Below are 13,915 nucleotides of genomic sequence, written 5' to 3' on the forward strand. Positions count from 1 at the left end.
TCACGGCTGAAGATTGTTCCATGTGATTAGTCGATGATTTCAGCAGTATCGCCGTTACGAGCGCCAGCTGCATTAGCTTCATCCGTATCAATATGCATGTCCAGTGCAAAGGAATCCGATACACGAGCCAGTACATTTTCCAGTACCAGACCACGATCTCCACCCAGACGAACTTTCAGCAATTGTTTGTCCTCAATGCCCCATTTAGCAGCATCAGAAGTATGGAAGTGGATATGACGAGCAGCAACGATAACACCTTTATCGATCGTAACTTCGCCAGCAGGTCCTTTAATCGTAATACCTGGAGTACCTTCGATGCTTCCGGATTCACGAACAGGTGCCTTAACACCAATAGCGAAAGAATCTGTCATCGAGATTTCCAGTTGTGTTTCCGGACGAACAGGTCCAAGGATACGCACTTTATCAAACTGTCCTTTCGAACCAATAACCGCTACTGTTTCGTTAGCAGCATATTGTCCTGGTTGGGACAGAGGTTTAAACTCAGTCAATTCGTAGCCTTTACCAAACAAAATTTCAACGTGCTCTTGAGATACATGAATGTGACGGGCAGATACGCCCACAGGTACAGTTTTGCTCATTGTGAATTTCACTCCTTGTTTATCTATGGCCTGTAGCCAGGCTCTTAACAATCCTATGGTATTATACCCCTTTTTGAAGTGAAATGAAAACGAACTGCTGAAAATTCATGAAATACACTTATTTTGCAATCATTAATCCCCTGCATTTGGTAAATCCATCTGAACATGGACGGATACTCCTTCCAGCTCGTTTTCTTCAGGGGACCAACGGTATCATGATTTACCATGTTCCACCTACAAATTTTCCCTTGGCAAATTTTCTCCTAAATAACTCATCGCATTGCCCCACATCCAACCGTGAACGAGTGATTCGTCGTAGTGCTTGAGCAGCGTATCTATCAGCTTTGGATACTGCCCGGTATGTTCAAGGTCATGGATGTACGTAGCAATTCCGTCAAAATCAGACCCCATCATCAGATGATGCTCCCCACCCAGAGAACATATCTGCTCAATATGAGGCAATAGATCTTCAATACATACTTCGCCTTCCTGCTTCACAAACCACGGTACAAACGTCAGCCCAATACGCCCTTCCCGGGCAATAATGGCCCGTATCTGATCATCCTTCAGATTACGCACATGCGGGCATATGGCATAACTGTTGGAATGCGAAGCGATAAAAGGACGTTCACTAAGGTCAGCAAGCTCCCAGAAGCCTTTCTCGGTCAGATGTGATACATCCAGCAGCATGCCGATTTGGTTACACAGTTGAACCAGCTCTCTGCCCTTCTCCGTAAGTCCCGCCCCACGTTTCTCCAGTACACCATCAGCTGCCCAATTGGCATAGTTCCAGGTAAGGCCAACGATCCGCACACCCATTTGATAACATAACTCCAGATAAAAGAGATTGCCCTCCAGTCCATCGACACCTTCAAGTGTAAGTAGTCCCCATGGTCTGTCCGTTTTCCCGATCTGCGTAAGCTGTTCTCGCCATAACAATGTATTTGTGCCTTCAGCTCGTTCTTTGGTTATCTCCACTCGCTTGCGGTAGGTGTCCAACTGGCCCATCACATGTTCAAACTTTCCTCTGCCAAGCACTTCGGGCAAATAGATTGCAAAGGCCTGTAAACCAATGTTACCTTCTCTCATACGTTCCAGATTCACATCCAGCTGTGAAGCATTTTCAAATGAATGGCTAGGGTTCATCAGCATTTTACTCAAAGCATCACAATGAAAATCGGCTACTCGGCAGTTGTGCATCACAATCTCTCCTTCTAAACGGTTATGTTATGGAATAAAACGCAAAAAAACCTGTCTACTTCGTAAACAGGTTCAATGCATAAACGCATGTATTATCTGGGCTCCACAATCAGCTTAATGGCCGTTCGGTCCTCGCCGTCGATCACAATGTCTGTAAAAGCTGGAATACAAATCAAGTCAACTCCGCTTGGTGCTACAAATCCCCGGGCTATCGCTACCGCTTTAATGGCTTGGTTCAGTGCTCCCGCTCCAATTGCCTGCAGTTCAGCATTTCCACGTTCACGAAGAACACCTGCAAGAGCGCCGGCTACGGAATTGGGATTGGACTTTGCTGAAACTTTTAATACTTCCATGGTAAGTACCTCCCTGGGAATGTTGAATGTTTGTTTCCACTTACTAGATGTTATTCGCGGGAGGCAAAAAAATTCCTTCTTTTTAGACGGGTTTCCCTGCAAATTGGGACAATACCCCTATTCCATACGCCACTCGTCCTCCATCAGACGAATTTTCTCAATGCGTGTTGCAGCACCTGTGGCTTCATCGATCTCCACAAATACACCGTGGAAATGCCATTTGCCATCATCCACAACAAATCGTACCGGAAGCTGAGTGTAGAACTTGCGAAGCACCGCTTCACGCTCCATGCCCAATATGCCATCACGCGGCCCTACCATACCCGCATCGGTTAAATAAGCTGTTCCTCCTGGCAAAATACGATCATCGTTGCTCTGCACATGTGTATGTGTACCTACGACCAGCGACGCACGTCCATCCAGATGCCAGCCCATAGCAATCTTCTCAGACGTTGCTTCAGCATGCATATCGACCAGAATGCATTTGTGGTCTTGACGCAGTTCATCCACAATTTCATCGGCAACGCGGAATGGACAATCCAGAGCAGGCAGGAATGTCCGGCCTTGCAGGTTGACAATCGCCAGCTCCTTGCCTTCTCCTTTGACTACGGTGTATCCTCTGCCTGGTGTTCCCGGCGGAAAGTTCGCAGGACGAATCATACGTGGCTCATCATCTATAAAATCAAATATGTCCTTATTGTCCCAGGTATGGTTACCAAGGGTGATGCCATGCACACCCCAGTTGAAAAACTCATTTGCAATTGCCCCGGTGATTCCCCGGCCTGCCGCTGCATTTTCCCCATTAACAATGACTACATGTGGCTTATACTTCGTTTTGAGGTAGGGGAGGTTTTCCTTCAATGCCTTACGCCCCACGTTCCCCACAATATCACCAATAAACAAAACTTTCATTTTACTGCCTCCTTAAACCCTACTAAGCGCAGCCTTCTTCAAAGCATCCGAAACTTCGCAGGACCTCTATCTCTTGCTCACCATTTTTTTATTAAATGCCTTTTAACAAGCTATCAAAAGGAAAAGTGGCCCACTACTGCGGCCACTTTTCCGTAATGCTCTATTTTGCGTATTCAACCGCACGGGTTTCCCGGATGACGGTGACTTTGATGTGACCCGGATAATCGAGTTCGTTCTCGATCATCTTCGTGATGTCACGCGCGAGGCGGAAGGCTTCAGCATCGTCGATTTTCTCAGGCTGTACCATAACGCGAACTTCGCGTCCGGCCTGGATGGCATACGATTTCTCGACACCTTCGAACGATTCCGAAATCTCTTCCAGCTTCTCCAGTCGTTTGATATACGTTTCCAGCGTTTCGCGGCGTGCGCCTGGTCTTGCTGCGGAGAGCGCATCTGCTGCGCCAACCAACATGGCAATAACCGAAGTCGCTTCGCAATCCCCGTGATGGGACGCGATACTGTTGATTACAACCGGATGTTCTTTGTATTTCTTCGCTAGTTCCACGCCGATTTCGACGTGTGATCCTTCCACTTCGTGATCCAGCGCTTTACCGATGTCATGCAATAGACCTGCACGTCTTGCTAAGGTTACGTCTTCTCCGAGTTCGCCAGCCATCAATCCAGCCAGATAAGCGACTTCCATCGAATGTTTCAAGACGTTTTGACCGTAGCTTGTACGGAACTTCAACCGGCCCAGAATTTTAATCAAGTCCGGATGCAGACCATGCACGCCCACTTCAAAGGTAGCTTGCTCACCGTATTCACGGATACGCTCATCCACTTCTTTGCGGGATTTCTCCACCATCTCTTCAATCCGTGCCGGGTGAATACGTCCATCAGCCACCAGTTTTTCGAGGGCAGTACGGGCGATTTCACGGCGAATCGGGTCAAAGCCCGACAGAATAACAGCTTCTGGCGTATCATCGATAATGAGGTCAATCCCTGTAAGGGTTTCAAGCGCACGGATGTTACGTCCTTCACGACCGATAATCCGGCCTTTCATTTCTTCATTTGGCAAAGTAACAACGGATACCGTTGTTTCCGCCACGTGGTCAGCCGCACAACGTTGGATAGCGAGTGTAATAATCTCGCGGGACTTTTTGTCCGCTTCTTCCTTCGCTTGCTGTTCAATGTCCTTGATCATTTGAGCCGTCTCATGACGAACTTCCTGTTCTACGTTGGACAGTATGATACTGCGTGCGTCTTCCATAGTGAGGTTGGATATGCGCTCCAGCTCCGTCACCTGGTTTTTGTAGATCATCTCGATCTGCTGCTGTGTCTCATCAATTCGTTTCTCTTTGTTAGCCACTTGCTCTTCTTTACGTTCGAGTGATTCCAATTTTTTATCCAGCGACTCTTCTTTTTGCAACAATCGTCTTTCTTGTCGTTGAATTTCGTTCCGACGTTCACGAGTGTCTTTTTCAGCTTCGGCGCGAATGCGATGGATTTCGTCCTTCGCTTCCAGCACCGTTTCTTTCTTCAGTGCCTCTGCCTCTTTCTTCGCGTTCTCCACGATTTGCACGGCAGCTTGTTCCGCACTGGAGATTTTAGCCTCTGCAAGAGATTTGCGAATAAAATACCCTACTCCGAACCCAATAACGAGCGCGGCCACAACGAGAACGATCGTGATTACGATGTCCATACTGTTCACCTCCTCGTTGGTTCCTCCAAGGCACTCCTTGGGTCAATTTGTTGTTTTCAAGCCTTACATATTTTTGGGAATAACGAATACTCACGGCGATCCCCCGCCGATTTTCATTTCAAGTGTACATGTCTCCACGCACTATCCGCCGTCTCCGACGAACCCATAATCATGAATGGTATAAATCTTTAAAAACAGAAACCGCTTTTTTGGAAGGAAAAAGGGTTGTCCATTTCTTACAGACTCATGTCCATTTTAGTATTTGACGAAAGAAATTGTCAAGAGAATGCAGTATAGTGAGTCCAGTCTGCTAATCCCATAACAACGCTTCGTCTTCTTCCGGGTCTTTAACCTCGTCTTCTTCAATTAAACAATTCACGACCCGACGCACCATATCCATGGAAAAACCTCGTCGCATCAAGAAGGGAAGCGTTTTACGTTTCTTCTCCTGGATGTCTCCTTTGACCTGATTCCATTTTTTGCGTCCGGCGGTTAGAGCCGTCTCAAATTCCGCATCTGTACTTACACCTTCCAGCGCTTCAGCAATCAGATCATTGGCAATGCCCTTCTGACGCAGCTCTTGCCTTATCCACAGTTTTCCCTTCCGCTGGCCCTCCATACGCTGACGAGTCCATTCCTTCGCAAACAGTTCGTCATCGACCAAATTCTCCCGCTCAAGCCGATCCAGAGCCTCTTCAATCAACGGTGCAGCAAACTCTTTCTGACGAAGCTTCTGACTTAATTCGTGGCGTGTCCGAGGTTTATGCTCCAGATATCGCAAAGACTGCACATACGTCCGCTGTCGCTCGTCAGCTACGATGATATCTTCCAAGTCTTTTTTCAGAAACGTATTTCCCCGGGTCATCCGATATTTAATCATTACATCTTCAAGCACCGTAATTGAATATAAACCAAAGGTAATTCGGTAACGAGCTTCCCTGCTCTTCGTTCGTTCAACTCGTGTAATGGTAAGTTCTTCGTTATCCGGGAATTGGGAGATTCCCTCCAGCTCGGCTTCTTCATATAAATCATCTTCATGTTGATCCATTTCGGTCTCCCCTTCCATGTCATTTTGTGTGTCTGAACTGCATGGCCTAACTGACAAGTACATAGCAAAATAAAAGACTTCCTCGAATACATCTCCGACGGAGATAACACAGCTACACTGAATACGTTTAGCGTAACTTCACAGAGACATCAGACGCTAATACAAAAGGCCGGAAACAATATCCGGCCTCTCCCTAATAGTAAATGTGCCAACAGCCTCTGCCCATTCGGACAGAGGCTGTTGGACAGCGCGAGCGCACACACCATACCCCAAGCTAGATCGAGCAAGCTCAATCAGACAAGCTTTGGGAGTTCAGAGGGCAAGGCCCTCTAGGGCCCTTCCTACAAGGGAGGGTTACTCGTTAATTTCAAATAGTTCTTGTTCTTCTGCTGCTTCTTTTTGTTGCTCTTCGCTAGTTGGCGCAGGAACTGCAGTAGTCAAGTTACTGGCTACACGAATTTTTTGTTCAATGATTTCAGCAATATCTTTATGCTCTTTCATGAACTGCTTCGCGTTCTCACGGCCTTGTCCTAAACGCTCGCCTTCGTATGAGTACCATGCACCACTTTTATTGACGATGTCCAGCTCAGTACCAATGTCAATGATACTGCCTTCTCTCGAAATACCCTCACCGTACATGATATCCACTTCCGCTTGTTTAAACGGAGGTGCTACTTTGTTTTTCACCACTTTAATACGCGTACGGTTACCAATCATGTCATTTCCTGATTTGATACTCTCAATACGGCGTACATCCAGACGTACCGTGGAATAAAATTTCAGGGCACGACCACCAGGTGTTGTTTCTGGGTTACCAAACATAACCCCGACTTTTTCACGAAGTTGGTTGATAAAGATGGCGATCGTTTTGGATTTACTGATTGCACCAGACAGTTTACGCAGTGCCTGAGACATCAGACGCGCTTGCAAACCGACATGGGAATCACCCATTTCGCCTTCGATTTCTGCTTTCGGTACCAATGCAGCCACAGAGTCAATAACGACAATGTCCACAGCACCACTACGTACAAGAGCTTCTGCAATTTCAAGCCCTTGCTCACCCGTATCTGGCTGAGACAGAAGCAATTCGTCAATGTTAACACCCAGTTTACTGGCGTATTGTGGGTCAAGAGCATGCTCGGCATCGATAAATGCAGCTTGTCCACCCACTCTTTGTACTTCAGCGATAGCATGCAATGCTACGGTTGTTTTACCAGAAGATTCAGGTCCATATATTTCAACAATACGGCCTTTAGGCAAGCCGCCTGTTCCTAATGCAATATCCAAAGCCAAGGAACCGCTGGGTATAATTTCCACATTCATGTGAGTCGACTCACCCAGTTTCATGATGGATCCTTTACCAAATTGCTTCTCTATTTGACGGAGCGCCATATCAAGCGCGGCACGACGGTCTGACAATAAGCTCACACCCTTTACTGTTTATAAGATAATGATACCTTGTTTTAACACGTTTGCCAAGCTTTTTTTCGAACATACATTCGTTTTTTTTTGTAAAGGCCGAGGCGCCTCTTCCTCAAGGAAACTTTCCATTAAACAGAAAAAAGAACCGTAAACAAGGCTGTAAAGCCTGATTTTACGGTTCTTCCGTCTTCCTTTATTATACTTGCTTGCCTTGGCAAATGCAATCCGAGCTCTTAACTAGTCCATCTCCACAAGCTTGCGCCACAAACGGTAAAGAATCGCTTTCGCTGAACGAATCCGAACCGTCTCCCGATTGCCATTAATGCGCAGTTCATGAATTTCTGTCTCTTTACCACGCTCTGCCAGAGCGATGAAGACAAGACCTGGCGGTTTGCGTTCGGAATAACCAGGTCCCGCTACACCTGTCACTGACAGACCGAAGTCGGCATCCCCAATCATTCGAATCTGCTCTGCCAGCACTTTGGCCACTTCCGGACTCACTGCGCCCGGTGCATCTTCACCTTCCAGATAGGAATGCGGCACATGGAGCAGCTTCTCTTTAATTTCATTGGAGTAACATACAATTCCGCCCTTAAGCATCGACGCACTGCCAGGAACTGATGTCAGACTTTGCATGACGAGCCCTCCTGTGCAGCTCTCAGCCGCGCTAAGAGTCAGACCCATATCAGACATCATCGTTACAATTGTGTACTCTATAGGCACATCCTCGTTCGCGTAGAGATGCTCTGGCAATCGTTCCCGAATCTGAACTTCCATTGCATCCAGCTTCAGCTTTGCCTCATTCTCACTTGGAGCCTTTGTAGATACACGTACCGTAACTTCTCCCTCACTTGCATAAGGAGCAATGGTAGGATCTGTCTGTGTATCAATCAGATCAAGGAGTCGGTCTTCCAATGCCGATTCGCCAATTCCTGCAAACTTCAGCATTTTCGAGTAGATCGGCATTTCTTCTGTCAGTACATGCTGGAACAACCAAGGCTTAACTTCCTGTTCAAACATAGGAATTAGCTCTTTCGGTGGTCCAGGCATCACTACATAATGCTTGCCATTGTCAGAAATCGCATTTCCTGCGGCAAGGCCTGTTTCGTTCGCCAGCGGTGTCCCGCCTTCTATAACGATGGCCTGACGACGATTGTTTTCGGTCATGTCTACATTACGATCTCGGAAGAAGCTCTCGATCTTGTCCATGGCCATTCGATCTATATGCAGCTTGCGGTTCAAGACCGCCGCGATCGCATCCTTGGTCAGGTCATCCTGTGTAGGACCTATGCCCCCAGAAAATAAAATGACGTCTGCACGACCCTGAGCGATGCGAATAGCGTCACTAAGTCGATTTAGATTATCACCAACCACCGTTTGGAAATATACATCAATCCCGATTGCAGCCAATTCACGGGATAGATATCGAGCATTGGTATTCACAATTTGTCCAAGCAACAATTCTGTGCCAACTGCAATGATTTCTGCCTTCATTCAGCATCCTCCTGTACACGTGGTGAGTGATCAAAGGGCAATAGGATAATTTCCTATTGCCCTTCGTACAAATGATTTCTTCATACTTACCCATTTAACCTCAAACGTTACGCTTTCGATAAATGAAGCAAATTTTTGTTTTTGATAAAGTAATCAATACCTGACCAAATCGTAATAATCGCTGCAGCCCAAACGGCAATAACGTCCATGTGAATACCCGTGAATGAGAACGGGAAATTATTCAACAACAGCAGTACAATCGCCACAATTTGCACGACGGTTTTCAGTTTGCCCCAGGCACTTGCCGCAACAACCGAACCATCCAATAACGCAATCTGACGCAAGCCGGTAACCGCAAACTCACGACTAATAATGACCACAGCAATCCAGGAATCCAACTTGCCCATTTCCACAAGAGAAATTAGCACCGCAGTAACCAACAACTTGTCAGCCAGCGGATCAAGCAATTTTCCCAGGTTGGTGACCATATTATTTTTCCGCGCCAGATAGCCGTCAATTCCATCCGTGCTTGCTGCAATGATAAAAATGACAGCAGCAATCAACTGATTATACGGGAGCGATAAGCTTCCCAATTGCAACGGCTCTGGATAGAACGGAAAATCTACGAGCAGGAACACCATCAAAAAAGGGATTAAGCAAATTCGTGCAAGCGTAATCCGGTTGGGTAAATTCACAAGACGCCCTCCCTCTTATCCTCCATTACTCCAAACATTCATCTTAATCCCGTATTCATCATCCGGAACATGAAATTTACAGTTTCACTGTCAATCAGCACTAAAAGTGCTCTCACTATGTAAAAACGCAAAAAATAAAGTCAACCGTTCAAACGCAAAACCGTTTTAAACGTTCCGGTGACTTTCAGAAGATGTACTGCTTTTCACAAAGTCAGCAAACGATGATGACTGGGCTTTGATGCTTATCTGCCAGCAATGCACACTTAGTATAATATACGCCAATTGCAGTGTCAAAAAACATACCTAGCTACAATGAGGAGATCTTACTTAAAGTTTGTATATTGCAGATCTAGAGGTAGATTGGCACCGTTCAACAACTGCATAACTGCTTGCAAATCATTCTTACTTTTACCTGTTACCCGGAGCTGATCTCCCTGAATCTGACTCTTCACTTTCATCTTGGAGTCACGAATCAGAATATTAATTTTTTTAGCGATATCCTGATCAATCCCCTGCTTGAAATTCAAACGCTGGCGGACTGTACCTGAAGAAGCTGGTTCTACTTTTGCATAATCAATGTTTTTTAAAGGTAAACCCCGCTTAGCCATCTTGGATTGCAGTACATCGATAACAGCCTTGAGTTTGGTCTCATCATCAGATACGATCGTTAACGCATCCTTATCAAGTTTCAGACTGCTCTTGCTGCCCTTGAAGTCATAACGCGTGCCAATTTCTTTTTCCGTTTGTGTAACGGCATTTGTCAATTCCTGCAAGTCCATTTTGGACACGATATCAAATGAATTTTCTGAACTCAAACCAGTCACCCTTTCAGTTAATCATATGTTCTGTAACATTATAGAGGATACGCCAAGCAAAAGTCTAATTTTATGAGGTTTTTCAAAATAAAAAAGCATTTTTGGCTGCCACTTGAGGTGGTTGCCAAAAATGCTTACCGTGCGGCTGCCATTCTAATAACGACTGCGATTAGGCTGTCTGAACATGTCAAGCACACCCAGAAGTACATGTGCAAGTCCAAAACCCAAAATACCGTAACCCCAAGCAGTTGGGGTCAAGTAATAACCCAGGAGGCTGACAATGATCCCCAAACCTGTTACGATCCAGCTGACTGTCACAGCCATCCACCTCACTTCACCAAAAGTTGACTGCAAGTTAAGACAAGGTTAGTGTCTCCCGCAGAAACTTTGGTTATTCGCCGTTAGTGCCGGTGCTTCCTTCGGTAGTGCTTCCTGTTTCATTCGTCGTAGTGCCTTCAGTACCTGCGGAGGACGTATCCTCACCAAGTCTTAACCGAATGCGGTTTGTCGCTTTCCCGTCTGTCACAACCTGCCCTGCAACCTCAATTGTGGTCGCTGCAGCGTAACCGGACTTAATGTACATTCCTGCACTGTCCAATTCAAAAGTATAACTGTCTCCTTCAGCGGTGTTTCCGTACTCTAACTTTTCTCCACTAGAGTTCTCGCCCTTGTATACTTCCAGCCAACTATGCCCCGTTGCTTTAATTGTAACGGTCACAGGCTGCCCTGCACTGCCGTTTACTTTGAAGTTCGTAATATTGCCTGATTTTCCGTCTTCAGCAACAGTTACAGAAGCTGGCGGATTATCCGTTGGGTTCTCTTCATTTTCACCCGTCGTTTGCCCATCCGTCTGTCCGTCAGTCTGCCCCTCTGCTGTTCCGCCACCGTTACCGCCTGCTTCGCCTTCATTCGTTTCTCCGCTACCTGATTCATTCGCTGGAGGATTAGAAGCTTGGCCATTATCTGTAGGCTCATCCGGTTTATCTAGAGGTTGCTGCTGGCTGTCTGTGATCTTCGTCTGATCCAGCCCTTGTGTATCCGAATCATCCCTGTTCATCACTACATACACGTACAACAACACAAGAATTAATACCGGAAAAGTCCACATCAGCGCAACAGACATCCAGCGGTTACTGCGCTCTACCGGGCGGCTTGAACGCTTTTGAATAACCGGCTCCATGGTTGCTTCCGTTTCTTCTGCAGGTACATCTTTCTTATGTCCCTCCAGCAGCTCATCAGGATTTAGTCCCACCGTTTCCGCATAGGTTTTGATAAATGCACGCACATAGAAGCTACCAGGCAGCACTTTGTAGTCTCCTGCCTCTATTGCCTCCAAATACCTCTTGCGAATTTTAGTCATTTCCTGTACATCGTCAAGACTCATCCCTTTTTGCAGCCGGGCCTCTCTTAACTGCTGACCCAGTTCAGACATGCCATCTCCTCCTTATGTTTATCTCTATGGTTGTTGCTTATCTATTTCATGATCCCGTACGGAGCGTTACAGTTCGTCGGTATAGCTGGCCGTAAACGTATCATAAATAATTTCTTCATTCGGATTGTTGCGCAGTTCAATAATAATGTCAAAATCATTAAAATCATATTCAGACTCCTGCACAAAAATATCCGGATGTTCAATAACTTTGGTGCTTGGCATCGTCATGATGTCCTGTAACAGATTATAATGCCGTTCGCTTGAACGAATCGTACTGACAATTCCGTCAATGATAAACACATTGTTTGGATTCAATTCGTCCTCGGACATCTGGCTTCTTATGGTCTGACGAAGAAGTGTGGAGGAAACAAACGTCCAGCGCTTCATCGCACATACGCTGCCCGCAATAATGGATTCCGTTTTGCCTACACGCGGCATTCCACGCAAACCAATGACTTGATTGCCTTCCCTCTTAAATACTTCACCCAAAAAGTCCACAAGTAACCCAAGTTCGTCCCGCGTAAAACGAAATGTTTTGCGATCATCCGAATCACGATCAATATAACGACCATGACGCACAGCCAGAATATCTACCAGTTTCGGTTGACGCAAAGCAGACACAGTTATGCTGTTCACTTTGCCAAGCATTTCACCCAGCAGACGGATCTTCTCGTCATCGTCCGATTCCAGCAGCATCCCCCGGGTTTTGCCTTCAACACCGTTGATGGTCAATATATTTACTTCAAGCATCCCCAGCATAGAGGCAATGTCCCCTAAAAGGCCGGGTCTGTTCTTATGTATTTTATACTCCATATACCATTGTTTAGATTCCATTTAAACACCCCGTAAAGCATTATTCCACATTATTCGACAGTAACAGAACGCGTCCATTGGACGACAATCTGAGATATCTTCTAAAAATGGGTCACGTTAATGATATATAAAAAGAAAATGAATTACAAGAACAGGTCTGTAATCAATGTGTAATCATTAGAGAAAAGCCCCCTTGCGGGAGCTCTCCATCTGTAATCTTATGCGTTTTGTTTGGCCAATTTGACCATCAGGCACGCAATCGTACGACGTTCATCCTCGTCGCCGACTTCCCATAGTTCTTTCAATGCCCGGTTGGAAGGGTTCGCCGGATCTACTTTCTCATCCAGGAAGTCACCGATTTCATACGCAAGTTTGTTGATGGTTTCTTCATTCATTCCCATCTTCTCTGCTTGCTGTACGCGGTCACCCAAAAACTTCTTCCAAGTGTCAAAACTCGTGAGCACCGTTTTTTCTGTTGACATGATAAATCCTCCTTTGCTTGACGCATGAGATTTAAAATCAACAGTTGTAATATGTGCTTCCCGGACATTTTATATACGAGCATTTTTGAATTAATCGAAGATTATCTACAATTCATTAATTTCCATCAAGGCAATACCTACGAAGTTAAAACAAAATTGAATTCGCGCACCCATATATTACGTGAGCCAGCCACCATTTGGACTTATAATCTGCCCATTAATATATCCGGACTCGGGAAGTGCAAGGAAGTAGACCAGTGAGGAGATTTCATCTGGCTGGGCGAGTCTTCCTGCCGGAATTTCCTCTTCCAGCATTTTTAGTTCATTCTGATCCAGATGGTTCAACATGGATGTTTGAACCGCGCCTGGAGCTACAGCATTCACCGTTACGCCAGATGGAGCCAACTCTTTGGCGAGAGCTTTGGTGAATGCATTTACACCACCTTTGGTTGTAGAATACAACACCTCACAAGAGGCACCCGACAGTCCCCAGATAGACGAAACGTTAATGATTCGACCGTATCTTTGGGAGATCATGTGAGGCATCATTTCCTGTGTACACAAGAACGTGCCTTTCAGGTTGATCGCCATCACTTCATCCCAGATTTCTTCAGTAACATCGGCCAGCATTCCATAATGAGATATCCCTGCATTGTTCACCAGAATATCCGGCATCAGCCCATGTGATTCCAGCTTCTCACGCATACGTTCAATTTGCTCCCGACTGCGAAGATCAGCAGACACCGTCATGACTTTACCACTGCCTTGTTCCATGCACCTTCTCGCAGCTTCATTTGCTGCTTCATGCGATTTCATATAGTGAATCACTACATTCATGCCCACCTTGGCAAAACGCTCTGCGATGGCCGCTCCAATGCCTCCGCTCGCGCCCGTTACAAGTACCGTCATTTCTCCAATTGGCTTCAATTGTCCTGTTCCCCTCTCCAT

15 protein-coding genes are annotated in these 13,915 nt (G+C 46.1%); all 15 read right to left on the bottom strand.

The window, feature by feature from the left end:
- Nucleotides 1–26: 26 nt before the first annotated feature.
- Nucleotides 27–599 carry a phosphate propanoyltransferase gene (gene pduL / locus CRO25_RS08490; RefSeq protein WP_053783855.1) on the bottom strand — a complete coding sequence of 191 codons (573 nt, stop codon included), beginning with the start codon at nucleotides 597–599 and terminating at the stop codon, nucleotides 27–29.
- Between the two features lie 234 nt (nucleotides 600–833).
- Nucleotides 834–1,799: a dipeptidase gene (locus tag CRO25_RS08495; RefSeq protein WP_079694664.1), complete on the bottom strand. Its 966-nt coding sequence runs from the start codon at nucleotides 1,797–1,799 to the stop codon at nucleotides 834–836.
- 92 nt (nucleotides 1,800–1,891) lie between these two features.
- Nucleotides 1,892–2,152, bottom strand: a complete 261-nt coding sequence (locus tag CRO25_RS08500; protein WP_019005392.1) for a stage V sporulation protein S — start codon at nucleotides 2,150–2,152, stop codon at nucleotides 1,892–1,894.
- 117 nt (nucleotides 2,153–2,269) lie between these two features.
- Nucleotides 2,270–3,064 carry a TIGR00282 family metallophosphoesterase gene (locus tag CRO25_RS08505; RefSeq protein WP_024630289.1) on the bottom strand — a complete coding sequence of 265 codons (795 nt, stop codon included), beginning with the start codon at nucleotides 3,062–3,064 and terminating at the stop codon, nucleotides 2,270–2,272.
- Between the two features lie 160 nt (nucleotides 3,065–3,224).
- On the bottom strand, nucleotides 3,225–4,766 hold the full coding sequence (rny, locus tag CRO25_RS08510; protein WP_062326115.1) for a ribonuclease Y: 1,542 nt from the start codon (nucleotides 4,764–4,766) through the stop codon (nucleotides 3,225–3,227).
- 310 nt (nucleotides 4,767–5,076) lie between these two features.
- Entirely contained in the window at nucleotides 5,077–5,814 is a 738-nt protein-coding gene (locus tag CRO25_RS08515) for a regulatory protein RecX (RefSeq protein ID WP_079694665.1), read from the bottom strand.
- A gap of 354 nt (nucleotides 5,815–6,168) precedes the next feature.
- Nucleotides 6,169–7,233: a recombinase RecA gene (gene recA / locus CRO25_RS08520; RefSeq protein ID WP_053783851.1), complete on the bottom strand. Its 1,065-nt coding sequence runs from the start codon at nucleotides 7,231–7,233 to the stop codon at nucleotides 6,169–6,171.
- A 240-nt stretch (nucleotides 7,234–7,473) separates the two neighbouring features.
- Nucleotides 7,474–8,730 carry a competence/damage-inducible protein A gene (locus CRO25_RS08525; RefSeq protein WP_063566358.1) on the bottom strand — a complete coding sequence of 419 codons (1,257 nt, stop codon included), beginning with the start codon at nucleotides 8,728–8,730 and terminating at the stop codon, nucleotides 7,474–7,476.
- Between the two features lie 107 nt (nucleotides 8,731–8,837).
- On the bottom strand, nucleotides 8,838–9,425 hold the full coding sequence (pgsA, locus tag CRO25_RS08530) for a CDP-diacylglycerol--glycerol-3-phosphate 3-phosphatidyltransferase (RefSeq protein ID WP_063566359.1): 588 nt from the start codon (nucleotides 9,423–9,425) through the stop codon (nucleotides 8,838–8,840).
- A gap of 323 nt (nucleotides 9,426–9,748) precedes the next feature.
- On the bottom strand, nucleotides 9,749–10,240 hold the full coding sequence (locus CRO25_RS08535; RefSeq protein WP_017689115.1) for a YajQ family cyclic di-GMP-binding protein: 492 nt from the start codon (nucleotides 10,238–10,240) through the stop codon (nucleotides 9,749–9,751).
- 153 nt (nucleotides 10,241–10,393) lie between these two features.
- On the bottom strand, nucleotides 10,394–10,564 hold the full coding sequence (locus CRO25_RS33270) for a hypothetical protein (RefSeq protein WP_157258470.1): 171 nt from the start codon (nucleotides 10,562–10,564) through the stop codon (nucleotides 10,394–10,396).
- A 67-nt stretch (nucleotides 10,565–10,631) separates the two neighbouring features.
- Entirely contained in the window at nucleotides 10,632–11,672 is a 1,041-nt protein-coding gene (locus CRO25_RS08540; RefSeq protein ID WP_079694666.1) for a RodZ family helix-turn-helix domain-containing protein, read from the bottom strand.
- 66 nt (nucleotides 11,673–11,738) lie between these two features.
- On the bottom strand, nucleotides 11,739–12,506 hold the full coding sequence (locus tag CRO25_RS08545) for a DUF3388 domain-containing protein (protein WP_024630282.1): 768 nt from the start codon (nucleotides 12,504–12,506) through the stop codon (nucleotides 11,739–11,741).
- Nucleotides 12,507–12,703: 197 nt separating this feature from the next.
- On the bottom strand, nucleotides 12,704–12,967 hold the full coding sequence (locus CRO25_RS08550; protein ID WP_063566361.1) for a DUF3243 domain-containing protein: 264 nt from the start codon (nucleotides 12,965–12,967) through the stop codon (nucleotides 12,704–12,706).
- A 177-nt stretch (nucleotides 12,968–13,144) separates the two neighbouring features.
- Nucleotides 13,145–13,915: an elongation factor P 5-aminopentanone reductase gene (gene ymfI / locus CRO25_RS08555; protein WP_079694667.1), complete on the bottom strand. Its 771-nt coding sequence runs from the start codon at nucleotides 13,913–13,915 to the stop codon at nucleotides 13,145–13,147.

It is taken from the genome of Paenibacillus sp. RU5M, from assembly GCF_900221055.1.
GTDB classification, from domain to species: domain Bacteria; phylum Bacillota; class Bacilli; order Paenibacillales; family Paenibacillaceae; genus Paenibacillus; species Paenibacillus marchantiae.

Excerpts from the sequence above, each read along its gene's own strand:
- pduL (WP_053783855.1), bottom strand. The coding sequence starts at position 599 with ATGAGCAAAACTGTACCTGTGGGCGTATCTGCCCGTCACATTCATGTA.
- CRO25_RS08495 (WP_079694664.1), bottom strand. The coding sequence starts at position 1,799 with ATGCACAACTGCCGAGTAGCCGATTTTCATTGTGATGCTTTGAGTAAA.
- CRO25_RS08500 (WP_019005392.1), bottom strand. The coding sequence starts at position 2,152 with ATGGAAGTATTAAAAGTTTCAGCAAAGTCCAATCCCAATTCCGTAGCC.
- CRO25_RS08505 (WP_024630289.1), bottom strand. The coding sequence starts at position 3,064 with ATGAAAGTTTTGTTTATTGGTGATATTGTGGGGAACGTGGGGCGTAAG.
- rny (WP_062326115.1), bottom strand. The coding sequence starts at position 4,766 with ATGGACATCGTAATCACGATCGTTCTCGTTGTGGCCGCGCTCGTTATT.
- CRO25_RS08515 (WP_079694665.1), bottom strand. The coding sequence starts at position 5,814 with ATGGATCAACATGAAGATGATTTATATGAAGAAGCCGAGCTGGAGGGA.
- CRO25_RS08525 (WP_063566358.1), bottom strand. The coding sequence starts at position 8,730 with ATGAAGGCAGAAATCATTGCAGTTGGCACAGAATTGTTGCTTGGACAA.
- CRO25_RS33270 (WP_157258470.1), bottom strand. The coding sequence starts at position 10,564 with ATGGCTGTGACAGTCAGCTGGATCGTAACAGGTTTGGGGATCATTGTC.
- CRO25_RS08540 (WP_079694666.1), bottom strand. The coding sequence starts at position 11,672 with ATGTCTGAACTGGGTCAGCAGTTAAGAGAGGCCCGGCTGCAAAAAGGG.
- CRO25_RS08545 (WP_024630282.1), bottom strand. The coding sequence starts at position 12,506 with ATGGAATCTAAACAATGGTATATGGAGTATAAAATACATAAGAACAGA.
- CRO25_RS08550 (WP_063566361.1), bottom strand. The coding sequence starts at position 12,967 with ATGTCAACAGAAAAAACGGTGCTCACGAGTTTTGACACTTGGAAGAAG.
- ymfI (WP_079694667.1), bottom strand. The coding sequence starts at position 13,915 with ATGGAGAGGGGAACAGGACAATTGAAGCCAATTGGAGAAATGACGGTA.